This is a genomic window from Arthrobacter silvisoli (genome assembly GCF_003369445.1).
Classification (GTDB): domain Bacteria; phylum Actinomycetota; class Actinomycetes; order Actinomycetales; family Micrococcaceae; genus Arthrobacter; species Arthrobacter silvisoli.
The window spans coordinates 153,328-175,508 of the sequence record NZ_QRCU01000032.1; the positions used below are offsets into that span (position 1 = coordinate 153,328).

At 67.6% G+C, this 22,181-nt stretch carries 23 protein-coding genes; 15 read left to right on the top strand and 8 right to left on the bottom strand.

The window, feature by feature from the left end:
* Positions 1 to 19: 19 nt before the first annotated feature.
* Positions 20 to 1,651 (top strand): 5-oxoprolinase subunit B/C family protein, encoded by a 1,632-nt coding sequence (locus DWV11_RS08400; RefSeq protein ID WP_115788457.1) that lies wholly within the window; start codon positions 20 to 22, stop codon positions 1,649 to 1,651.
* The gene (locus tag DWV11_RS08405) at positions 1,651 to 3,423 is read left to right on the top strand and encodes an acetyl/propionyl/methylcrotonyl-CoA carboxylase subunit alpha (protein ID WP_115788424.1); all 1,773 of its coding nucleotides are present in this window, start codon (positions 1,651 to 1,653) and stop codon (positions 3,421 to 3,423) included. Before DWV11_RS08400 ends, DWV11_RS08405 begins: the two co-directional genes overlap by 1 nt.
* An 8-nt stretch (positions 3,424 to 3,431) precedes the next feature.
* Here DWV11_RS08405 and DWV11_RS08410 read toward each other — a convergent pair whose 3' ends face one another.
* Positions 3,432 to 3,929, bottom strand: a complete 498-nt coding sequence (locus DWV11_RS08410; RefSeq protein WP_115788425.1) for a hypothetical protein — start codon at positions 3,927 to 3,929, stop codon at positions 3,432 to 3,434.
* 402 nt (positions 3,930 to 4,331) lie between these two features.
* Here DWV11_RS08410 and DWV11_RS08415 point away from each other — a divergent pair, with 402 nt between their 5' ends.
* The 4 genes from DWV11_RS08415 to DWV11_RS08430 all read left to right on the top strand — a co-directional run bounded on the left by DWV11_RS08415 (position 4,332) and on the right by DWV11_RS08430 (position 7,359).
* Positions 4,332 to 4,682 (top strand): ArsR/SmtB family transcription factor, encoded by a 351-nt coding sequence (locus DWV11_RS08415; protein ID WP_115788426.1) that lies wholly within the window; start codon positions 4,332 to 4,334, stop codon positions 4,680 to 4,682.
* Positions 4,679 to 5,374, top strand: coding sequence for an aquaporin (locus DWV11_RS08420; protein ID WP_115788427.1), 696 nt, complete (start codon positions 4,679 to 4,681; stop codon positions 5,372 to 5,374). Before DWV11_RS08415 ends, DWV11_RS08420 begins: the two co-directional genes overlap by 4 nt.
* Positions 5,371 to 5,781 carry an arsenate reductase ArsC gene (locus DWV11_RS08425; protein WP_115788428.1) on the top strand — a complete coding sequence of 137 codons (411 nt, stop codon included), beginning with the start codon at positions 5,371 to 5,373 and terminating at the stop codon, positions 5,779 to 5,781. The genes DWV11_RS08420 and DWV11_RS08425 overlap by 4 nt, the downstream gene beginning before the upstream one ends.
* Positions 5,782 to 5,985: 204 nt before the next feature.
* Positions 5,986 to 7,359 carry an FAD-dependent oxidoreductase gene (locus DWV11_RS08430; RefSeq protein WP_115788429.1) on the top strand — a complete coding sequence of 458 codons (1,374 nt, stop codon included), beginning with the start codon at positions 5,986 to 5,988 and terminating at the stop codon, positions 7,357 to 7,359.
* A 3-nt stretch (positions 7,360 to 7,362) separates the two neighbouring features.
* Here the strand turns inward: DWV11_RS08430 and DWV11_RS08435 are convergent, their stop codons facing one another.
* Together DWV11_RS08435 and DWV11_RS08440 are read right to left on the bottom strand one after the other, a co-directional pair.
* Positions 7,363 to 8,193, bottom strand: a complete 831-nt coding sequence (locus DWV11_RS08435) for a cation efflux transmembrane domain-containing protein (protein WP_115788430.1) — start codon at positions 8,191 to 8,193, stop codon at positions 7,363 to 7,365.
* Entirely contained in the window at positions 8,190 to 8,516 is a 327-nt protein-coding gene (locus DWV11_RS08440) for an ArsR/SmtB family transcription factor (protein ID WP_115788458.1), read from the bottom strand. Before DWV11_RS08440 ends, DWV11_RS08435 begins: the two co-directional genes overlap by 4 nt.
* Positions 8,517 to 8,641: 125 nt before the next feature.
* Between DWV11_RS08440 and DWV11_RS08445 the strand changes: the two genes are divergently transcribed.
* Together DWV11_RS08445 and DWV11_RS08450 are read left to right on the top strand one after the other, a co-directional pair.
* Entirely contained in the window at positions 8,642 to 10,336 is a 1,695-nt protein-coding gene (locus DWV11_RS08445; protein WP_115788431.1) for a SulP family inorganic anion transporter, read from the top strand.
* Between the two features lie 30 nt (positions 10,337 to 10,366).
* On the top strand, positions 10,367 to 11,104 hold the full coding sequence (locus tag DWV11_RS08450; RefSeq protein ID WP_115788432.1) for an SDR family NAD(P)-dependent oxidoreductase: 738 nt from the start codon (positions 10,367 to 10,369) through the stop codon (positions 11,102 to 11,104).
* Positions 11,105 to 11,148: 44 nt separating this feature from the next.
* Here the strand turns inward: DWV11_RS08450 and DWV11_RS08455 are convergent, their stop codons facing one another.
* Positions 11,149 to 11,547 (bottom strand): YybH family protein, encoded by a 399-nt coding sequence (locus DWV11_RS08455; RefSeq protein WP_115788433.1) that lies wholly within the window; start codon positions 11,545 to 11,547, stop codon positions 11,149 to 11,151.
* Between the two features lie 58 nt (positions 11,548 to 11,605).
* Positions 11,606 to 12,058 (bottom strand): hypothetical protein, encoded by a 453-nt coding sequence (locus DWV11_RS08460; RefSeq protein WP_115788434.1) that lies wholly within the window; start codon positions 12,056 to 12,058, stop codon positions 11,606 to 11,608.
* A 137-nt stretch (positions 12,059 to 12,195) separates the two neighbouring features.
* Between DWV11_RS08460 and DWV11_RS08465 the strand changes: the two genes are divergently transcribed.
* Positions 12,196 to 13,206, top strand: a complete 1,011-nt coding sequence (locus tag DWV11_RS08465) for a LacI family DNA-binding transcriptional regulator (RefSeq protein ID WP_115788435.1) — start codon at positions 12,196 to 12,198, stop codon at positions 13,204 to 13,206.
* 11 nt (positions 13,207 to 13,217) lie between these two features.
* Here the strand turns inward: DWV11_RS08465 and DWV11_RS08470 are convergent, their stop codons facing one another.
* Positions 13,218 to 14,543, bottom strand: a complete 1,326-nt coding sequence (locus DWV11_RS08470) for a helix-turn-helix transcriptional regulator (RefSeq protein WP_115788436.1) — start codon at positions 14,541 to 14,543, stop codon at positions 13,218 to 13,220.
* Between the two features lie 142 nt (positions 14,544 to 14,685).
* Here DWV11_RS08470 and hxlB point away from each other — a divergent pair, with 142 nt between their 5' ends.
* The 6 genes from hxlB to DWV11_RS08500 all read left to right on the top strand — a co-directional run bounded on the left by hxlB (position 14,686) and on the right by DWV11_RS08500 (position 19,188).
* Positions 14,686 to 15,309, top strand: coding sequence for a 6-phospho-3-hexuloisomerase (hxlB, locus tag DWV11_RS08475; RefSeq protein ID WP_115788437.1), 624 nt, complete (start codon positions 14,686 to 14,688; stop codon positions 15,307 to 15,309).
* Between the two features lie 89 nt (positions 15,310 to 15,398).
* Positions 15,399 to 16,022, top strand: coding sequence for a 3-hexulose-6-phosphate synthase (gene hxlA, locus DWV11_RS08480; protein WP_115788438.1), 624 nt, complete (start codon positions 15,399 to 15,401; stop codon positions 16,020 to 16,022).
* Positions 16,023 to 16,085: 63 nt separating this feature from the next.
* Entirely contained in the window at positions 16,086 to 16,340 is a 255-nt protein-coding gene (locus tag DWV11_RS08485; protein WP_115788439.1) for a hypothetical protein, read from the top strand.
* A 48-nt stretch (positions 16,341 to 16,388) separates the two neighbouring features.
* A complete protein-coding gene (locus DWV11_RS08490) occupies positions 16,389 to 16,604 on the top strand; it encodes a hypothetical protein (protein WP_115788440.1) in 216 nt (71 codons plus the stop codon).
* A 44-nt stretch (positions 16,605 to 16,648) separates the two neighbouring features.
* Entirely contained in the window at positions 16,649 to 18,205 is a 1,557-nt protein-coding gene (gene zwf, locus DWV11_RS08495; protein WP_115788441.1) for a glucose-6-phosphate dehydrogenase, read from the top strand.
* Positions 18,202 to 19,188, top strand: coding sequence for a glucose-6-phosphate dehydrogenase assembly protein OpcA (locus tag DWV11_RS08500; RefSeq protein WP_115788442.1), 987 nt, complete (start codon positions 18,202 to 18,204; stop codon positions 19,186 to 19,188). Before zwf ends, DWV11_RS08500 begins: the two co-directional genes overlap by 4 nt.
* A gap of 58 nt (positions 19,189 to 19,246) precedes the next feature.
* Here the strand turns inward: DWV11_RS08500 and DWV11_RS08505 are convergent, their stop codons facing one another.
* A complete protein-coding gene (locus DWV11_RS08505; protein WP_115788443.1) occupies positions 19,247 to 19,990 on the bottom strand; it encodes an IclR family transcriptional regulator in 744 nt (247 codons plus the stop codon).
* Positions 19,987 to 21,459, bottom strand: a complete 1,473-nt coding sequence (locus DWV11_RS08510; protein WP_245953505.1) for an APC family permease — start codon at positions 21,457 to 21,459, stop codon at positions 19,987 to 19,989. The genes DWV11_RS08505 and DWV11_RS08510 overlap by 4 nt, the downstream gene beginning before the upstream one ends.
* Positions 21,460 to 22,181: the final 722 nt, after the last annotated feature.

The window sequence follows — 22,181 nt, forward strand, 5'->3', positions numbered from 1 at the left end:
ACCGAGTGAGGAAGCGATGATGGAAACCGGGATGCAGACCGTCCACAAGGTGCGCTCCGTGCGGCCGGTGGGGACCCGCGCGGTGCTCGCCGAGCTGGACGGCATGCAGGATGTGCTCGCTCTGCAGTCGCTGCTGGCTGCGTCCCCGCTGCCGGGGCAGTTGGACGTGCTGGCCGCCGCCGAGACCGTGATGGTGGTGGCCGAATCGGCGGCCGCTGCCCGCGCCATCGGCTCCCGGCTGCTCGGGCTGGAACTCGAAGGACCGGTGGAGAACGACAGTGCGCTGGTGGTCATCGATACCGTGTACGACGGCGAGGACCTCGCCGAAGTCGCCGAACTGACCGGCCTGGGCGTGGACGGCGTGATCGCCGCGCACACCGGGCAGCTCTGGACCGTGGCTTTTGCCGGCTTCGCCCCGGGTTTCGCCTACATGGTGGGCGAGAACCAGCTCCTGGAAGTGCCGCGCCGTCCCACGCCGCGCACCGCGGTTCCCGCCGGTTCCGTGGCCTTGGCCGGGAACTACTCGGCCGTGTACCCGCGCCGTTCGCCGGGCGGCTGGCAGCTGATCGGCCGCACCGCTGCCCGCATGTGGGACCTCGACCGCGCGCAGCCCGCACTCGTCCGGCCGGGGGACCGGGTGCGGTACCGGGCCGTGCGCGAACTGGTGGAGGTGGCGCAGGCCCCCGTTTCCGCCGCAGCCGAACCTTCTACGGGGATCCGCATCGTGGCCTCCGGCGCCCTGAGCCTGATCCAGGACCTGGGCCGGCGCGGCCATGGCGGCCTGGGTGTTTCGGCCGCCGGCGCCCTGGACCGGGCTTCCATCCGCCGGGCGAACCGGCTCGTCGGCAACGCGTCCACCGCTGCCGCGATCGAGACCGTCAACGGCGGGCTCGCCATCCAGGCCGTGGGGGACCAGGTGATCGCCGTGGCGGGTGCGCCGTCGAGCCTCACCATCACGCCGCCGTCGGACGCTTTTTCCGACGACGACGACTGCGGGCCGGCCGGGCACCCCCGCACCGTTGAGATGGCGACTCCGTTCGCGCTGCTCGACGGTGAGACCCTCACTATCGGCGCCCCGGAAGCCGGCTTCCGGAGCTACCTCGCGGTCCGCGGCGGAGCGGAGCTGCCGGCCGTCCTGGGCAGCCGCTCCACGGACACCCTGTCCGGAATCGGGCCCGCACCTTTGGCGGCAGGGCAACTGCTCGCCGTCGGGCAGGACACCGCGTCCACCGCCGTCGGGAACCCCGAACTGCAGCCGGACTTCCCGGAGCCCGGCAGCGTCACGGTCCTGGACATCGTTCCGGGCCCGCGCGACGACTGGTTCGACCCCGCCGAACTCGAGTCCCTTTGCAGCCAGGAATGGCAGGTCACACCGCAGTCCAACCGGGTGGGCATGCGCCTGGCCGGCGAGCCGCTCAAGCGCAGCCGCGAGGGCGAACTGCCCAGCGAGGGCACCATGGCCGGGGCCATCCAGATCCCGCCCGCCGGACTGCCCGTGCTGTTCCTGGCCGACCACCCGATCACCGGCGGCTACCCCGTGATCGCCGTGGTCATCGACGAACACTTGGACCGCGCCGCGCAGGTCCCCATCGGCGGGAGCATCCGTTTCCGCGTTTCCCCCGCCTCCGGCACGAAAGAAGTGAGTAAGTAATGCGCAAGGTCCTGATCGCGAACCGCGGCGAAATCGCCGTCCGGATTGCCCGTGCCTGCGAAGACGCCGGCCTCGCGTCCGTGGCCGTGTACGCCGACATCGACGCCGACGCCATGCATGTGGGTGCCGCGGGAGAGGCCTTCAGCCTGGGCGGCAACAGCCCGGCCGATACCTACCTGAACATCCCGAAGCTGCTCCGTATTGCCGAGGCTTCCGGGGCCGACGCCGTGCACCCCGGCTACGGTTTCCTCTCCGAGAACGCGGACTTCGCCCAGGCTGTGCTCGACGCCGGACTGGCTTGGATCGGCCCCTCGCCTGAGGCGATCCGGCAGCTGGGCAACAAGATCACCGCCCGCGAGATCGCGGTCCGTGCCGGCGCCCCGCTGGTGGCCGGCAGCGACGGACCCGTGGCCTCGGCCGCCGAAGCCCGCGCCTTCGCCGAAGAACACGGGCTGCCCGTGGCCATCAAGGCCGCGTTCGGTGGCGGCGGACGCGGCCTGAAGGTGGTCCGCGAACTGCCCGAGGTGGAGGAAGCCTTCGACTCGGCGGTGCGCGAGGCCGTGGTGGCCTTCGGCCGCGGGGAATGCTTCGTGGAGCAGTACCTGGACCGGCCGCGGCACGTCGAGGCGCAGGTGATCGCCGATACCCACGGGAACGTGGTGGTGGTGGGCACGCGAGACTGCTCGCTGCAGCGCCGCCACCAGAAACTGGTGGAGGAGGCCCCCGCGCCGTTCCTGACTGATGCGCAGCGCGAATCGATCTATTCCGCGGCAAAGGCGATCTGCCGGGAGGCCGGCTACACCGGCGCCGGCACCGTGGAATTCCTGGTCTCGGCAGGCGGCGCCGTGGCGTTCCTCGAGGTCAACACCCGGCTCCAGGTGGAGCACCCCATCACCGAGGAAACCTCCGGGATCGACCTCGTGCAGGAGCAGCTCCGCATCGCCGCCGGGCTTCCCCTGAGCGTGCCTGCGGACCCGGAACCGCGCGGACACTCTTTCGAATTCCGCCTCAACGCCGAGGACGTGGGCCGCGGCTTCCTGCCCTCCCCGGGCACTGTTGCTGCTTTCTCCGGTCCTACCGGCCCGGGCATCCGCCTCGACACCGGCGTGCGGTCCCGTTCCGTGGTTCCGCCGCAGTTCGACTCCCTGCTGGCAAAGCTCGTGGTCACCGGAGCCGACCGGCAGCAGGCCATCCGCCGGGCCCGCCGTGCCCTGGCCGAGATGGAGATTTCGGGCCTGGCGACCGTCCTGCCGTTCCACCGGGCCGTGCTCGAGGCGCCGGAATTCACTTCCCCGGACGGGCTTGGCGTGCACACCCGCTGGATCGAGACGGAGTTCGCCGACCGGATCCCTGGCGACCCCGAGTACAGTTCGGTGGCTCCCTCGGGTGAGCGCCGCACCATCACGGTGGACGTGGACGGCAAGCGCCTGGCCGTGGGCCTTCCCGCCGACCTGCTGGACGGCTGGGCCCGCTCCGGCGGTTCCCTGTCGGGTGTTTCGTCCGGGCCCGACGGCGGTGCTTCCGTTGGGGTTGACGCATCCTCAGGGCCTGTGGTTCCGGAGTCCGCCGTGGTGTCCGGCATGGCCGGCACCGTGGTGAAGTGGCTCGTGGAACCCGGCGCGGCGGTTGATGCGGGCGACCCGCTGGTGGTCCTCGAAGCCATGAAGATGGAGACCCAGGTCCCGGCCCACCGCGGCGGAACGCTCTCTTCCGTGGTGTCAGCCGCGGGCGGCGTGGTGTCCGTCGGTTCGGTGCTGGGGCATATCGAGTAGGGGCCCGCTCACCAGGGCTGTGGCCGCAGTGTGCCGGGCACCCGCGGTGCCGGCTTGAGCCGCAGAAGCCTGAGCGACTGCAGCATCAAGGCGAGGTACATCAAGGCCAACCAGAAAACCGGGAACCTTCGCAGGGTAATCGCAATGTCAATGGCGTTGATGACGGCAAGGACGAGGCATATGCCGGACAAAACTGCAGCCACGATGAGCGGAGCTTTCGCCCAGGAACGCCGTGTCGCGATGTTCCAGATTCCTGTCGCGAAAATAGCGAGAAGTTGCAGGATGCCTAAGGCCGCGTCCAGAACTTCCTTGCTTCTTTCGTCCTCGGCCATGAGCTCCATGACGGGGATGAATTGTGAATAGAGCCAGGCGGTGGCAGCCGTTGCTATTGCGCCCATGACGAGAAGCCCGATGCCGATGCTGGTCCGTCCCCTACGGGAGCGTTTGGAATCCGGATCTTCGGATGCCGGGGCAAGGACGGCTTGCTGTGGGTATGGGGCGCTCATGCGGGGCTCCTTTGGATAGGGGAGTACCCTGATGCGCCCCCACTGCGAAGAATGTAGCAGTCCGGGTCCTTTTGCGCCGCAGTTTCTTGCGGTCGGTTTTGATGAATTCGCTACGCTGGGGCCAACATTTGTTTCCGGCCACTGAACGGCCGAATTGGCGTGGGTCGGTGATGCATTGTGCTTCCGTGGGGGCGGGCCTATTTCGCATTGCAATCAATGCGGGATTTTCGCTGGCCGCGCTCTGCCTTGTCTTCATGGGGCGGGTGCCCACTGAGTAGAGGAGGCCGACCTCACTGAACGGTTCGGCGAAGACTTCGGGCGGTACCGGGAAACAGTGCAGTGCTGGATTCCCGGCAAACCTTGCGCCAAGACATAGATGAGTGTAGATATTTACATGTGTCTATGTCTCTTGAACTGACCCCGGTGCAGGCGGTCGCGTGTTGTTCCCCGCTCTCCCGGGAGCCGCTGTCCGAAGAGGCAGCCGAGCAGGCCTCTGTGGTCCTGAAGGCCCTCGGCGATCCGGTGCGGCTCCGGCTGATGTCCCTCGTGGCATCCCACGAGGGCGGCGAGGCCTGCGTGTGCGACCTCAACGACGCCTTCGAGCTCTCGCAGCCCACCATCAGCCACCACCTCAAGGTCCTGCACGAAGTGGGCCTGCTTGACCGCGAAAAGCGCGGCGTCTGGGTCTATTACCGGGCCCGCGCCGAGGTGCTGCAGAACCTCGCCTCCCTGATCGGAGGGCAGGCCGCGTGAGCGTACTGGCCCGCCGTGCCGCCGCCGAATTCACGGGAACGGCATTCCTGGTGATGGCTGTTGTCGGATCAGGCGTGATGGCCTCGCGGCTGTCGCCGGACGACGTCGGCTTGCAGCTCCTGCAGAACAGCCTCGCCACCGGTGCCGCCCTGGTGGCGTTGATCGTTGCGTTGCAGCCGGTTTCCGCGTCCTTCAACCCGGTGGTCACGCTCGTGGAGCGGGCCCTGGGCGTGGTGGACACGCGGACCGCTGCGGGCCTGATCGTCGCCCAGTTCGCCGGCGGCCTTGCCGGGACCGTGGTGGCAAACCTGATGTTCGGCCTCCCGGCCACGGAGTTTTCCACCCACGAGCGCACGGGCGCCGGCCTGTGGCTGGGCGAGGTGGTCGCCACCGTCGGCCTGCTGCTGGTCGTTTTCGGTACCCTCCGTACCGGACGGGCGGACCGGGTGGCGTTCGCCGTCGGCGGTTACATCGCCGCAGCCTACTGGTTCACCAGTTCCACAAGTTTCGCCAATCCTGCGGTGACCATCGCCAGAACGGTCACTGACAGCTTTGCCGGCATCGCGCCGTCGTCGGCTCCGGTATTCATCCTGGCCCAACTGCTTGGCGGCGCCGTGGGATTCTTCCTGGTCCGCCTTCTCTACCCGACCCCCGCCACCTCCGCGGCGGCTGACCGAAAGGTGCTCTCATGAGCAGCAAGCCCTCCGTCCTCTTCGTCTGTGTCCACAACGCCGGCCGTTCCCAGATGGCCGCAGCGTTCCTCACCACCTTGGGGAAAGGCGCCATCGAGGTACGCTCCGCCGGATCCCAGCCTGCGGACAAGGTCAACCCGGCCGCCGTGGAAGCCATGGCCGAAGTCGGAATCGACATGTCCGCCGAAATCCCAAAGGTCCTCACCACCGAGGCCGTGCAGGATTCCGACGTCGTCATCACCATGGGCTGCGGTGACGAGTGCCCGTACTTCCCCGGCAAGCGCTACGAGGACTGGGTCCTCGAAGACCCCGCCGGCCAGGGCCTGGAATCCGTGCGCCCCATCCGCGACGAGATCAAGACCCGGGTCGAGGCGCTCATCGAATCCCTCACCCCGGCAACCCCATAGGCCACGTCATCGGAAGGGGGTGACCTGGATGGACCCCGGATGCTGCACCGACACCGGATGCTGCACCGACACCGGCTGCTGCGACGATAACTGCTGCGACGACGGACAGGACTGCTGCTAGCAGCACCCCCGGCCTGCCGGACCCACAAGGACCGGCAGGCACCCCATCCCAACCGCACACCAACGGAGAAGCAAGAGGACAGCATGGAAACAGCGAAGAACCTGCCCGTCGCCGTGATCGGCGCCGGCCCCGTCGGACTTGCCGCCGCGGCGCACCTGCTCGAACGCGGGCTGGAGCCGGTGATCTTCGAAGCCGGTCCGACGGCGGGCGCCGCGATCGGGCAATGGCGCCATATCCGCTTGTTCTCACCCTGGCGGTTCAACCTCGACGCCGCCGCCGTCCGCCTGCTCGAGCGCACCGGTTGGGAATCGCCCCGCCCCACGGCGCTGCCCTACGGCGGGGATCTCATCGACCACTACCTCGCCCCCTTGGCTTCGACCCCGGAGATCTCCTCAAGGCTGCAGACCGGGGCACGCGTCGTCGCCGTCACCCGGCAGGGAGCGGACAAGACCCACGTCCGCGACCGGGACACCACCCCGTTCCTGGTGCGTGTGGACCACGGAGCCGGCGAAATCCGGGACCACACCGTGGCCGCCGTGATCGACGCCTCCGGCACCTGGGCCACCCGCAACCCGCTCGGCACCTCCGGACTGCCCGCCATCGGCGAGAACACCGCCCGGGACCGGATCTCTTCGCCCCTGCCCGACGTCGCCGGACGGGACCGTGCATCCTTCGCCGGCCGCCGCGTCCTCGTGGTCGGAGCAGGGCACTCGGCCGCGAACACCCTGATCAACCTCGCTGACCTCGCCAAAGCCGAGCCCGACACCGCCATCCTCTGGGCTGTCCGGGGCGCCTCCGCGGACAAGGCCTACGGCGGCGGCGACGCGGACGGCCTGCCCGCCCGCGGCCAGCTCGGCTCCCGGCTCCGCCGCCTGGTCGAGGCCGGCACCATCGAACTGCACACCGGCTTCGGCATCGCGGCCCTGAAGACCCTCGACACCCACGTCAGCGTCGAAGCCGCCGACGGACGCACCCTGGACGCCGACATCATCGTCCCTTGCACCGGGTTCCGGCCAGAGCTGGACATCCTGCGTGAACTGCGGCTGAACCTCGACCCCGCCGTCGAAGCCCCGCTTGAGCTCGGCCCGCTGATCGATCCCGAATTCCACTCCTGCGGCACCGTCCCGCCGCACGGCGCGAAGCTCCTGTCCCACCCGGAGAAGGACTTCTACATCGTCGGCATGAAATCCTACGGGCGGGCCCCCACCTTCCTGCTGGCCACCGGATACGAACAGGTCCGCTCCGTCGCCGCAGCCCTCGCCGGAGATCGGGAAGCCGCCGACGCCGTGCAGCTGGAACTCCCGGAAACCGGGGTTTGCTCCACCGACGCCGGCAGCAGCTGCGACGTCCCCGCCGCCGGCACCCCGGACAATCGCAGCACCTGCTGCGCCGCACCGGAGCCGGTACTGATCGGCATTCCCACCGGACTGGCCCATGGCCGCTCGGGCGGGCTCTGAACGTCAGCCCTGATCGGGCCGCCGCATAAGGTTCAGGCGGACGGGGTCCAGGTGGACGGGATTCAGCGGCACGGCCTCCCGGGCTTCGGCGTCGCCGGCTCCGCACTCCGCGCAGCAGGCGTCGCCCGCCTGCCGGTCGTCCGCCGCCGTCGCGTCCTGGTCAGTTGCGCCCCGGTCAGTCGCGTCCTGCGGCGCGGCGTCAGGGTGCGGAACGGCACAGCAGGCGTCGCCCTTCCACGCATCGATGCCTTCCCGCACGGCGATCGCCGCGATCACCAGCGCGGCACCGGCGTCCGCCCACGACCATCCCAGGGTGCTGTTCAACACCAGCCCCGCCAGCAGCACGGCCGAGAGATAGGTGCAGAGGAGGGTCTGCTTGGAGTCGGCCACTGCCGTGCGGGAGCCGAGTTCCCGCCCGGCGCGGCGCTGCAGCCAGGACAGCACCGGCATGATCAGCAGGCTCACGGACGCAATGACGATTCCCGCGGGGGAGTGCTGCGCCTCGCCGCCGCCCATGAGTGAGCGGAGCGCATCTACGGCGACGAAGGCGGCCAACGCGAAGAACGAGATCGCGATGATGCGCAGGGCTACCCGTTCGCGCCGTTCCGGATCCGCGGCGGAAAACTGCCAGGACAGCGCGACGGCGGAGGCTACTTCGATCACGGAGTCCAGGCCGAAGCCGATCAGCGCCGAGGAGTCCGCGATGCCGCCGGCCCATAGTGCGGCCGCGGCCTCGATGACGTTGTAACTGATGGTCGCCGCGGCGAAGAAGCGGATCCTCCGCCGCAGCACGGCCCGCCTCCCGGCGGCGGGCGAAACGACGGCCGCCGTCATGCCAGGCACTTCCCGTCCGGGGCGCAGCAGTCCGGATCCACGGCCAGCACCACGCCGATCAGGTCCTGCAACGCATGGCCCAGGCGAGCGTCGGCCAGCTCGTACGTCGTCCGCCGGCCGTCCGGAACGGCCACCACCAGCCCGCAGCCCCGCAGGCAACTGAGGTGGTTGGACATGCTCTGCCGGGACACCCCGAGGGATTCGGCGAGTTCCGAGGGATACGCCGGTTCTTCCGCGAGTGCCAGCAGGATCCGGGCCCTGGTGGGATCCGAGACGGCATAGCCGAAGCGCGCGAGCACCGGGGCGTGCGTAAGGGTTTCCATGGACAAAAAGTACATCGTCCGCTGTATTCATTCAACGATGTATCAAATGCCCGGTCTTAACGGCGGCAGGGCGCAGTCCGTACCAATCCGTGGCGTGCAGGGGCAGGATCGGCCATGATCGGAACATGCGCCGATCCGGCATGACCCCGGCCTGGGCGGTCCCGCCCGCCCTGCGTGGCTACAAGCTTGAGTGGCTGCGCCACGACGTGGCGGCCGGAGCCGCGCTCTTCGCGATCCTGGTCCCCGCGGGCATGGCGTATGCCCAGGCAGCCGGGCTTCCACCGGTGACCGGCCTGTACGCAACAGTCGTGCCACTGATTGTCTACGCGGCGCTCGGCCCATCGCGGGTGCTGGTGCTGGGCCCGGATTCGGCCCTGGCACCGATGATCGCTGCAGCACTGGTTCCCCTCGCTGCACACAACGAACAGAAATCCGTGGCCTTGGCTGGTCTGCTTGCCATCCTGATTGGCGGTATTTTGCTGCTCGGCTCGGTGCTGAAACTGGGGATCATCACTGGATTGCTGTCCAAGCCCATCAGGCTCGGCTATCTCAACGGAATCGCCTTGCTGGTGGCCGTATCCCAGCTGCCCACCCTGCTGGGGATCTCCGTCGAAGACGGCACGCCATGGGAAAAACTCCTCGCCGCGGTACCGAAAGTGCTTGCCGGAGAGGCCAATCCGGCGGCGCTGCTGCTCGGCGGGCTTTCTTTGTTGATCATCTGGGTTCCCCGCTGGCTGAATTGGAAGCTTCCGGGTGCGCTTATCGCAGTGGTCGTTTCCTGCACCGCCGTTGCCGTGCTCGGGCTGAAAGAGAGTCTGAAGGTCACCGGTGCCCTGCCACAGGGGCTGCCCGCGCCGGCTCTTGGCGGACTTGGCTGGAGTGACGTCGTGGCCCTGTTGCCCGCCGCCGCGGCGATCGCCCTCATCGTGTTCGTTGATACCGGCACCTTGTCCCAATCGCTGGCGGCTGCCGAGGGCAACCGGGTCTCCGGAAACCACGAAATGGCCGCCTTGGGTGCGGCGAACGCTGCAAGCGGTCTCCTGGGGGGCTTCCCGGTATCGGCGAGCACGTCCCGCACCCCAGTGGCGGTCCAGTCCGGGGCGAAATCCCAGCTCACCGGGGCTGTGGGGGCCGCGCTGGTACTCGTCTTCATGCTCGTGGTGCCTGGCGTCACCGGGTACCTGCCGGCCACAACCCTTGCCGCAATTGTCATCGCGGCAGCAGCCGGGATTGCGGACCCGGCTGGTGTGCGCCGGCTCATCGTCATGAGCCGCAGCGAGTCATTGGTGATGCTCGCGGCATTCCTGGGCGTCACCATACTGGGCGTCCTCCCGGGCATAGCCATTGCCATCGGCTTGGCAATCCTGGATTTCATCCGCCGGGCCTGGGACCCCTACCGCGCCGAACTGGTGAACGTACCGGGAGTGCCGGGCTACCACGACGTGAACCGGCATCCGGAAGGCGAACGTATTCCAGGACTGCTGATCCTTCGCTTCGACGCGCCCTTGTTCTTCGGTAACGGAGCCTTGCTGGGCTCCTTTGTGCGCGAATTACTGGACCAGGCGGGGGAGGCCACAGAGCGTGTGGTGCTCGCGGCCGAACCCGTGACGGGCATCGACACGACCGCACTCGATGAGTTGGTGGAGCTTGATGAATGGCTTGACCGGCACGGCGTGGACCTGGTGTTTGCCGAGCTCAAAGGTCCGGTCAAGGACCGATTGCTGCGGTACGGCGTGGGGGCCCGCTTCTCTCCCGAACATTTCTTCCCCACGGTAGGTGCCGCGGTGAGGGCGTTCCAGCGACGTGACGGGCAGGGCTAAGGGAAGGCCATCGAAACAGCAAGGAGAAAGATGTCCCGCATTTTCGTTACGGGATCCGCCGACGGCCTGGGCCGCGCGGCAGCTGTGGAACTGCTCGACGGCGGCCATACCGTCGTCGTGCACGTCCGGGCACCGGAGCGGCTGGCGGCCGTCCGCGAGCTCCTTGACCGTGGCGCCCGGGCGGTGGTGGGCGATCTCGCCAGGCTCGATGAGGTGCGCAGCCTGGCCGATCAGGCGAATGCGCTGGGCCGTTTCGACGCCGTCATCCACAACGCGGGCGTTTTCCGCGGCCGTTCGGTGCTGCCGGTCAATGTCGTGGCTCCGTTCGTGCTCACCGCGGAAATGGAACGGCCGGCCCGGCTGATCTACCTCAGCAGCGGCCTGCACCGCGGCGGCTCCCCGGATCTCGACGGCGTGGACTGGAGCGGCGCGCGGGAATCCCGCACTTACTCCGACAGCAAGCTCTACGTGACCGCCCTCGCCGCGGCCGTGGCAAGACTGTGGCCGGGGGTGTTGTCACACGCGGTCGATCCCGGCTGGGTGCCCACCCGGATGGGCGGACCCGGTGCCCCGGGCGATCTCCGGCTGGGCCACCTCACGCAGGCCTGGCTCGCGGTAAGTGACAGCCCCGAAGCCCTCAGGACCGGCGGCTACTGGCACCACCAGGCGACGCGGGAACCGCATCCGGCCGTGCACGACCAGCATTTCCAGGCGGCGCTTCTCCGCTCGCTGGCCGACTACACCGGAAGCACGATCGAACGCCGCTGAAGGAACCGACGCGACAGGCCAGGACAGGCGCCGGACCCGCAGGCTTATTCGATCACCGTATCGGCATGCCGATGGGCCACCTTCCATTGGCCGTCCTCGCGCCGGTAGACCTGGGTGACCCGCAGGGTGTAGCTTCGCGGCTCGCCGTCGACGGAGGCTGAGGTGTGCTCCAGGCCAACCGTGTAGGCCATGTCGCCCGAGACGTCATGAGCCTGCAGCTCGAAGGCGTAGGACGTGCAGTTCGAGAAGGACCTTTCCAGGAACTCGAAGGTCTCGTCCACCTGTTTTTGTCCATAGGCGTTGCGCCACGCACCCAGGATGCTCACCGGTTCATTACGCGACCAGATGGCCCGGCGCGGAGCCGAGTCACCGTTGTGGAGGGCTAGTTCCGCCTGGTACAGCGTGGACTTCACCCATGCCAGGAAGCCGTCGTTGGCAGTCATAGCTCAGTATGCGTTCGGCCGGGGGTTTTGGACAGGCGTGGCGGGTCAGCCGGACCAGTCACCAGGACCAGCGTTCCCAGTAGGCGTCGGCCGCTTCAAGGAGCCGTCGGCGTCCGGTGCGCAGCCCCAGCAACGGGTAGCTCGCGGGGTCTCCCAGCGGGCCCGAAGCGTCGCCGCCCCCGGGGTAGTTGACGGCGATGAGGAACACGATTGAAGGCACCGAAAGCAGCGCCAGCAGGGTGAGGACCAGGCCGTACTTCGCCCCTGGTGCGCGCCCGTTCCGTGTCCGCAGCGCGAAGCCGGCGAGGCGAGCACCGAGTGTGCTCCCGCGGCTGGCCAGGGCCCAGTTGGCGAGCAGCGCCGCAAAGAGCAGGCCAAGGGCGACGGGGATGTGGTGCGCAGGCAGGAAGACGAACGCCAGGACCGCCCCAGCCCACACGACGAGCGAATCGACGAGCAGTCCAAAGAGCAATGAGGGCAGGTCCACGACCTTGGGTTCGGGTGAATCCATGCGGTGATTGTTCCACGAAGGTACGGGCTGCTCCGTTCGCGTCCGCCGCCATCGCCCCACCCGTCACTAAAACCCGTCCAAGCCTCCCGCCAAATCCCGATAGAGTACGAAAACCGCAGCAGAGACAGGACACAGACGTGAGGCAAGGTTCAAAGCCGACCATCCGCGACGTGGCCGAGCGTGCCGGCGTTTCGCTCACCACGGTCTCCTACGTGCTTTCCGGGCGCCTCGGCGGCACCACCCGGATCAGCGAACCCACCAAGCAGCGCGTCCAGGAAGCCGTGCGCGAACTGGGCTACGTGGCCAACCGGGCCGCCCGCGGCATGCGGCGCGGCAAGACCGAACTCGTGGCCGTGGCGATCGGCAACCTCGAATGGCCGTGGGACCGCGCCCTGGCTGCCGCTGCCGCGCGGGTCCTTCCGCAGCACGGCTACCAGCCCGTGGTGCTGCTGGGTGATGCCTGGCGGGAATTCATGCTGTCCGGCGGGGCCGACGGCGTGATCCTCGGCTTCATCCCGGAATCGGTGACCGAGGACGAAACCATGCTGGAACTGGCCCGCCGCGGTGTTCCGCAGGTGGTCATTTCCGAGGTGATGCAGCCTGCCGGCTTCGATGTCCTGGCCCCCGAGCCCGCGGATGGAATCGTGGCCGGCATGGACTTCCTCACCCGCAGGCACCGCCGCATCGCGTGCATCCGGCGCGCGGACGAAAGCGCCCGGGCCATCCCCTCCCGGTACAGCGGCTACGTGGCCGGCCTCGAGCGCGCGGGACTGCCGGTGGATCCCGGACTCGTGCGCACCTCGCACCACCGCAAAGACCTCGCCTACCAGGCCGCCCTGGACCTGCTCCAGTTGCCGGACCGCCCCACGGCCATCTTCGCCAATGATGACATGGAGGCGCTCCAGGCCATCCGCGCCGCCTTTCGCCTGGGCCTCCGGGTGCCCGAGGACGTGCAGATCGTGGGCGTGGGCAACTCCACGGAAGGCCAGGAATCGGACCCGGCGCTTACCACCGTGGGACCGGAGCCCATCTTCGACCGCGTGGTGAACATGCTCGTGGAGCGCCTCGAATCAGGCACCACCGGCGAGGGCGTCCGCGTTCCGGCACCCTGGACCCTGCACCTGCGCGGCACGACGATCCAGGACTAACCGGGTTAGCGTCAGCGGAAGCCGTGGCTGTGGGCCAGGGCGATCGCTTCGGTGCGGGAACCGACGTCGAGCTTCTTGAACAGGTTCCGCATGTGGAACTTGACCGTGTTCTCGCTGATGCCCAGCGCCAGTGCGATGGTGCGGTTTCGCTGCCCGGCGGCCAGGTGCTGGAGCACCTCAAGCTCGCGGGCGGCAAGGTTCCAGCCGGCGACGTCGCCGGCCGGCCGCGCGGGCGGGTCCAGCGGGAGCGTGACGACGACGTCGGCCCCCCAACCGGGCATGACCTCCACCTGCAGGCGTCCGGTGAGCGCCTGGACGCGGCGGTCCAGGCGGCGGATGCTCGGGGCGTCGGGCGCGAGGGCGCCACCGCCGTCGTCGCGTACGTTGATCAGGAGATTTTCGCCGTCGCAGTCCCACTGCGTCCGGATCCTGCTGACGTCCGGCTGTTCCATCATGGTCAGCACCAAGCCGCGGACCACGGCGCGTGCGGCGTGGGCGACTTCGCCGGGAAGGGCCCGCCCGTTGAGCGGCGGCTCGATGAACTCCACCTCGGTTCCGCTGAATCGGGTGAGCGGCCGCAGGTCCTCGCGCAGCCGTTCGAAGGCTGTCGCCACCGGTTCTTCCACCAGGTCGGTGGTGCGGTCGCTGAGCGTGCGGAGTGCGACGAGGGCCTTGGCAGCCAGGTCGGTGACGGTTGCCCGGGCCGTCGCATGGTCCATCGAGGATGACCGGAGCGCGGCCAACAGGGTTTCGAGGGTCGTGGAGTGCAGGTCGGTCAGTTCCGCCGTCACGCGGAGCCGCTCGGCCGAGGCCGCCCGCGATTCCAGCAAGTACGACGGCGGCGCGTCGGCCACCTTTTCCCGGATCCGCCGGGCGGCAATCCGCCACAGATAGCCCACCAGCTCCAGCCCGGCGTCGCCATCGGGACCGGCGGGACCGTCCGGATGGGCGGGACGGGGATCCGTGAGGACCAACAGGGCGCCGCTTGAGGCATGCTTCAGGGCAAGCGCCGGCCGGGACCGGCCGGCGAGTTCCGTCTCCCCGAACCACGGCGCCTCATCCGAAATGGCGGCCCGAAGAGCATCAAGCTCGGCGATGGAGACCCGGGAAATGATTTCCTCGTCGCCGGCTTTCTTCTGCGGCCGGCCCGTGCAGTCCTCGGTGAAGATGACCAGTGCGCTGCTTCTGAGGTAGGGGAGCGTGGCTTCACGCAGCCGCTCCGCAATCTGCGTCAGCGGGGCGTCGGCCACCGCTGCCACGGCCTGCAGGAGCGGCCATGGCAGGCGGGGAAAAGGCGTGGTTGATTCCTTCAGGGATTGCTCCGCAGCTGCGCTCATCCGGACAGTCTACTGAGGGGCTGAAGTGTCCGCGCAGTCCGAAAGGGTAGTTAGAACCGTCAGAAAACAGTGTTCACCCTACCCGTTTGTCTCGGGAATATGGATGTCAACCGGAAAGCATCCGTACGGCCGCTCCAGGCCGATGACCGAACCGAAGGGACAAATCGTGAGCCAGACTGCAAACGCGACGCGTACCGTTTACAGCACCACCAGTGACATTGTCCGCAACCTTTCGCTCGTCAACGACGAGATCACGGACACCGCGGCCAAGATCGACGAAAAGCAGGTGGCACGCCTGGCCGGCTACGTCGGCAACACCAGCCGGATCTTCGTCGCCGGTGCCGGCCGCAGCGGCCTGGTGCTGCGGATGGCGGCAATGCGCCTGATGCACCTCGGCCTCACCGTCCACGTGGCCGGCGACACCACCACTCCCGCGATCAACTCCGGCGACCTGCTCCTGGTGGCCTCCGGATCGGGAACCACCTCGGGTGTCGTCAAGTCGGCGGAAACGGCCGCCAAGGCCGGAGCCCACATCGCCGCCTTCACCACCAACCCGGATTCGCCGCTCGCCGGCCTCGCCGACGCGCTGGTGATCATCCCCGCCGCCCAGAAGACCGACCACGGTTCCACCGTTTCCAACCAGTACGCCGGATCCCTCTTCGAACAGGTCCTCTTCGTCGTCACCGAGGCACTGTTCCAGTCCCTCTGGGACAACGACTCCCAGCCGGCAGAGGAGCTGTGGCTGCGTCACGCCAACCTCGAGTAAGCCTTCGAGTAAGCCCTCGCCAAGCCACCCGGACAACCGGGCCCTGACTTTCCACACCAAGCGCAGTTCCCTACAGAAAGAGAAACACCATGAAGCTCCAAGTCGCCATCGACCTGCTCTCCACTGAAGCCGCCCTCGAACTGGCCGGCAAGGTCGCCGAGTACGTTGACATCATCGAACTGGGCACCCCGCTGATCAAGAGCGAAGGGCTCTCGGCCATCACCGCCATCAAGGAAGCCCACCCGGACAAGATCGTCTTCGCCGACCTGAAGACCATGGACGCCGGCGAACTCGAAGCCGACATCGCCTTCAAGGCCGGCGCCGACCTCGTGACCGTCCTGGGCACGGCCGACGACTCCACCATCGCCGGTGCGGTCAAGGCTGCCAAGGCCCACAACAAGGGTGTCGTCGTTGACCTCATCAGCGTTGCCGACAAGGCAAGCCGTGCCAAGGAAGTCCGTGCCCTGGGCGCCAAGTTCGTTGAGATGCACGCCGGCCTGGACGAGCAGGCCAAGCCGGGCTTCGACCTGAACGGCCTGCTTGCCGCCGGCGAGGAAGCCCGCGTTCCGTTCTCCGTGGCAGGTGGCGTCAATCTGACCACCATCGCTTCGGTGCAGCGCGCAGGTGCCGATGTCGCCGTCGTCGGCGGTGGCATCTACGGTGCAGCCGACCCCGCGCTGGCTGCGAAGGAACTCCGCGCCGCTATCGTGTAGCACTCCGATTGACAGGGCGTCCCGCAGCCGCCGGCTGCGGGACGCCACCGGAAGGAACGGGTCGTGAACCAACAAACGCTGGGACCGTCCAAGAGGAGCCGCAAGACTCCCGGCCAGCCGCCCGCGCGAAAGTGGGCTTCCCTCCGGCGCGGGGAATGCGTCGAAGTCTGGTCCGTCGATTCGTACCTGTACACCGCCTTTGTAGATGACCGGGCCGACGACGGCCGGTTGATCTGGGTGATCGAGAACGGCACCGGAAGCCGTCGCCTGTTCGTCCGTGACGATCCCGTCACGCTGTATGTGATCCACCACCCATGAACCAACGGTGCGGGACGGGGGCCCGAATCCCCAGGAAGGAAGCTGTTCATGCATAGCCAAGCCACTGAATGTCTGGAAGTCCGCGTTACGGAGCCTGGTCGACTCAACGAGTTGCTCGACCACGCAGAAGCCGTGCTCCGGCAGGCTGCGACGCCTGGCCGCTTTGCCGGCATCCTCGTCACCCGCCACGACCCCGGCCGGTACACGCTCGCCCTCAGCAGCACGGTCCCCTTCGGAGAGACCCGCGAGCAGATCCTCTCGTGACCGTCGGTCCGGCGGCCGCATTGCTTGTCAGATAGAAGGCAACAATGTCTGTTACTTACCTTGAACCGAGCGTGAGACCCGGGCGCAACCCCCTCCGCGATTCACGCGACCGCAGGCTCGCCCGCGTGGCCGGACCGTCGTCGCTGGTGCTCTTCGGCGTCACCGGAGACTTGGCCCGGAAGAAACTCCTGCCCGCCGTGTACGACCTCGCAAACCGGGGATTCCTGCCACCAAGCTTCGCCCTGGTCGGCTTCGCCCGGCAGGACCGGGCGGACGAGGATTTCGCGGCCGAAGTGAAGGAAGCCGTCCAGGCATACTCCCGGACGCCGTTCGATGAAGCGGTGTGGGAGCAGCTTGCCGGGGGCATACGCTTCGTCCAGGGCGACTTCGACGACGGTGCCGCCTTTGCGCGGCTGGCCGGCACACTGGCGGCACTCGATGAGGAACGCGGCACCCGCGGCAACCACGCGTTCTACCTCTCCATCCCGCCGAAGAGCTTCGAACTTGTCTGCCGGCAGCTGTCCAGCCACGGCCTGGCCCAGGCTGCGGACGGCCAGTGGCGCCGTGTGGTCATCGAAAAGCCCTTCGGCCATGACCTCGAATCCGCCCGGCAGCTCAACGGCATTGTGGAATCGGTCTTCCCGCCCGATTCCGTGTTCCGCATCGACCACTACCTCGGCAAGGAAACGGTCCAGAACATCCTGGCGCTGCGCTTCGTCAACCAGCTGTTCGAACCGATCTGGAACGCCAACCATGTGGACCATGTGCAGATCACCATGGCCGAGGACATCGGTACCGGCGGCCGGGCAGGATATTACGACGGCGTCGGGGCGGCCCGCGACGTCATCCAGAACCATTTGCTCCAGCTGCTCGCCTTGACCGCGATGGAGGAGCCGATCTCCTTCAACGCGGACGACCTGCGCGCCGAGAAGGAGAAGGTCCTGGCCGCCGTCAAGCTGCCCGAGGACCTGTCCGCCCATTCGGCCCGCGGCCAGTTCACCGGCGGCTCGCAGGGCGGGGAACTGGTCCAGGGCTACCTTGAGGAAGACGGCATTCCCGCCGATTCCAAGACCGAAACCTACGCGGCCATCCGGCTGGACATCAACACCAGGCGCTGGGCCGGCGTCCCCTTCTACCTGCGGGCCGGCAAACGGCTCGGCCGCCGGGTGACCGAAATCGCCGTCGTCTTCAAGAAGGCACCGAACCTGCTGTTCACCGATCACGCCGGCGGCGACTTCGGCCAGAACGCCGTCGTGATCCGGGTCCAACCGGACGAAGGCGCCACGATCCGCTTCAGCTCAAAGGTCCCGGGCACGCAGATGGAAGTCCGCGACGTGACCATGGACTTCGGCTACGGCCATGCGTTCACCGAGTCCAGCCCGGAGGCCTACGAACGGCTCATCCTGGACGTGCTCCTCGGCGAACCGCCGCTGTTCCCGCGACACCAGGAAGTGGAGCTCTCCTGGCAGATCCTTGATCCGTTCGAGCGCCACTGGGCCTCCCTGCCCGGGCAGCCCGAACCCTATGCCCCCGGAAGCTGGGGTCCCGCTTCCGCCGATGAACTGCTGGAACGCGACGGACGAAGCTGGAGAAGGCCATGATTATAGATCTCCGCACCACAACGACTTCCAAGATCTCCAAGAAGATCCTGTCCCTGCGCGAACAGGGCGGCGTGACGGCGCTGGGCCGGGTGCTGACCCTGGTGGTCATCACCCGCTCCGGACTGGAAGAGGAAATCATCGAGGCCGCCGCCATGGCCAGCCGCGAACACCCCTGCCGGATCATCGTGCTGGCCGCCGGCTCTCCGGAGGAAGCCACCCGCCTGGACGCACAGATCCGGGTGGGCGGCGACGTCGGCGCCTCCGAGGTGATCGTGCTGCGCGGATACGGTGCGCTGGCCCGGGAAAGCGAGTCCCTCGTCACGGCGCTCCTGCTGCCCGACGCGCCGATCGTCGCGTGGTGGCCGCACGACACCCCGGACAACGCCTCCCAGACCCCGCTTGGACGCATCGCCCACCGCCGCATCACGGACTCGGCCAATGAGGCGGACCCGCGGCAGGCCCTGGACAGGATTGGCCGGAGCTACCGGGCCGGGGACACGGACCTGGCCTGGACGCGCCTGACCAAATGGCGGATCCAGCTGGCCGCTGCCCTGGACCAGCCGGACCCCTCGCCGGTCACCGCCGTCGAGGTCGAAGGCGCCACCGACTCGCCGAGCACCATCCTGCTGGCCTCCTGGCTGCAGCGGGCGCTCGGGGTTCCCGCCACCATCGTTGCCCGGCCCGCAGGCACCGGGATCCGGGGCGTCCGGCTGTCCCGCCCCTCCGGCGACATCCGGCTGGCCAGGCCGGGGGACGCCGTCGCCGAACTGACCCAACCCGGACAGCCCGCGCAGCGGCTCTCGCTGCAGCGCCGCACCCTGCAGGACTGCCTGGTGGAGGAACTGCGCCGCCTGGACCCGGACGAGGTTTTCGGTGAAACGGTCAGTGCCCTTGCCGCGGTGCCCCAGCGGATCCGTGTGAAGAAGATCGGCGGGGAGAAGCCCCGGCGGAAGAAGACGCGCCTGGAACTGGTCGCCGTCTAGGGATTCATACATGTGGAAATGCACGCCGGCGGGGTTCCGCCGGCGTGCATTTGCCGCGTCAGAACAGGAAAGGCGCCAGCAAGGTAGTCAGCTCACGGGCTGCGTCCGCATGCTCGTAGATGGCGGGGAACCGTTCCGAGGGGCCGGAAAGGCAGAGGGCTGCGCCGACCGAACCGTTGGGCAGCCGCACTGGAAGGGCCAGGCTGGAGGAACCTTCCTCCAGTTCGTTGATCTCCGAGGCCTCGCCGTTGAAGCGGATGTCCGCCAGTTGCTCCTCCAGCTCAGCCCTGTCCGTGATCGTATGCGGCGTCAGCCTGGCCAGGCGACCCTTCGGCAGCGGTGAGTCCGATTCGCCGAGCTCAGCGAGCATCAGCTTCCCCGCGGCGGAGGCGTGCGGGTACCGCAGCATTTCGTAGGCGGACCGGAGCGGATAGTACGGATCTTCGTCCGCGATCCTCAAGGAGGCGTTCCGGAACATCACGAGGTGCACCGGGAAGCGGTTCTCGCGCCGGAACTCCTCGATGACAGTACGCGCCGCGGTAGGCACCACCGGCAAGGTCGCAGCCGAAATCAGGCCCGAAATCGCGTGTCCGAGCGCGAATCCGCGGAGGTCGGACGTGCGGACAAGATATTCATCCCCGACGAGCGCGTTCAGCATGCGGTAGGCCGTGGCCGGGGGCATCTGGAGGGCATCGGTGATTTCCTTCGCTGTGGTCCCCGTGCCGAGCCGTGCCACAACCTCCAGGATCCTGAGGGGGTTTGACACTGTGCTGGGCCGCGGGTTGATAGGCCGATAGGTCATGGCACCGGCTTGCCGAGGAACAGGTCGGATTCGCGGGTTTCGTCGTAGATGCCCACGGACGCCAGGCGCTCGGGCCGCCGGAAATGCAGGAACAGGGCAAAAACCGCACTTGCGAGCAGGAGGCCGCCGTAGATGAAGGCCTGCGTGCCGCCTGCTTGGACTGAGACTGTGGCGGCCTGCCAGAGCACAGCCGTCAGGGCCAGCGCGGTGACCGCTCCCAGCACCCAACTGGCGACGGTGGCCTCGCCGATCCGGCGCAGGAAGAAGGGGAGCGACGCGCTGGCAAGGATGTAGGCCCCGATGTACCCGTAGGAGCCCAACATGAAGAGGTTCACGAGGCCCTCCGCGGGACTGGCGCCGGAGATGATCACGGCAAGGGGGACGACGGCCACCACCGGCATGACGACCATGATTGCCGTTGAAGGTGTTCGAAAGACCGGATGGGTCCGGCCGACGCTCCGCGGAGCTACGCCCTCGCGGCCCATGCAGAAAAAGATCCGCACGAGCGCGTTAACCGATGCGATCGCGCAGGCGAACCACGACGCCGCGATTCCTAGGTCAAGGATTGCGGCGAACACCGGGGACGACTGGGCAAACAGGTCGGACAACGGGGTGGAGCTGGCTGTGACGGCCAGCGGCGCCTCGTGGAGGGCAACATCCTGGGCGGTCGCGGCAAGGAGGTAGAGGGCGCCCGCCACGATGGGGGTCCAGGTGATGGCCCGGGGGACGCTTACGAAGGGCTTGTACGCCTCGCCGCCGAGCGTGGTGGGACTTTCGAAGCCCACAAAGGCGCTCACGGCCACCACGATCCCGATCCATACCGAATCGGAGTTCCCGTTCCAGGCAAACACGCTCGCGAAACTCACCTTGGGTGCGTTGACGGCGAAGTAGACGATCATGAGCACCGCGAGGACGGCGATGGAACTGGATTCGATCAGCAACGTGAACCAGGCGGAAACCTGGATCCCCCTGACCATGAGGAAACAAGCGGCGGCGGCCGCAGCCAGGACCACCAGCACCATGAAGAGCCGTGGTTCCGCGACGGGGACCCCGAGGTTGGCGAACAGCTGGGCTGCGTACGTGGCCACAACGAGCAGGCTGGCCATGGCCACGAGGGCGTAACCGAAGATGGCCGACCAGCCGACGGTGATTGCAGTCCGTTGTCCCAGCCCCTTGGCGGTGTAGCTGTAGAGTCCGCTGACCGCAGCCATGCGTTTGGCCATCGGCCTTAGGCACAGGGAAACCAGGACAACGACCGCCATCGCAGCGCCGAAGGTCACCACGAGGTTCGGTCCGGTGGACCCGAAGACAAGGGTCGGAAAGACAAGAGCCGGGATGACGGTCATGGCACCCGCGGGTGCCATGGCGGCCACTGCCTGTGCGAAGACCGGCAGGAAGGAAAGCTTCCGGCGGCTCAGGCCCTCCACGGGGGAGCGGGGAGTGATGAAGCGATCACCGCGGGCAGACACTACGACCGAACCTTCTCTCCGATGAGTGGCCTCGCCTTGCTCATGAAGGGGACACAAGTCATCGGGCCGTGGTCCAGAACATTAGCATTTCGGGACCCTTAAGGGATACCAGATGACGCGTTTCCGAATGTTTCCAACATGTTAACGGGGGTGGGAAATTATGCTCCCGAATTTCTCATGTAAATATTCAAAAAGGGCTCGCCTCCTTGAATTCCGTCACGTAGCTTTTTCTTCACGGACGGAATGTACGTGACCGGCATCACGCACGGCGGGGCTCGGAGCAGAGCTCGGCCGGGCCCTGCGAATTCAGGGATGCCGGGATTGCAGACGGTCGCACCCGGACTCCAACAGGGGTTTGGAGGCGGCCTTCAGAGCAGCCTTACATGCACCAACAATGAACAGTTCTGACAAAGACGAACAGTTCTGAGAATCCACACCCTTTGTGCCCCTTGGCCCCCCAATGGCAACACCGCCGAACCGGGCCGGCACGAGATCCAAGCCGGACGTGCGTAGCTCAGCAACCACCATGTCTTCCCCGCTGCAGCAGGCATTCGACGCTGCGGTAGGCACACCGGCTTCCTCTCCATCCGGTTTCCGGAGCCCCCTCGGTTCCCCGGCCATGGGCACCCACATCCTGAGCAAGGAGTTAAGCATGAGTATTGATAGTGATGTCCAGGCCGTTGTTGGGGTTTCGCATCCGTTGGATCCGTTGTCGGGTGAGG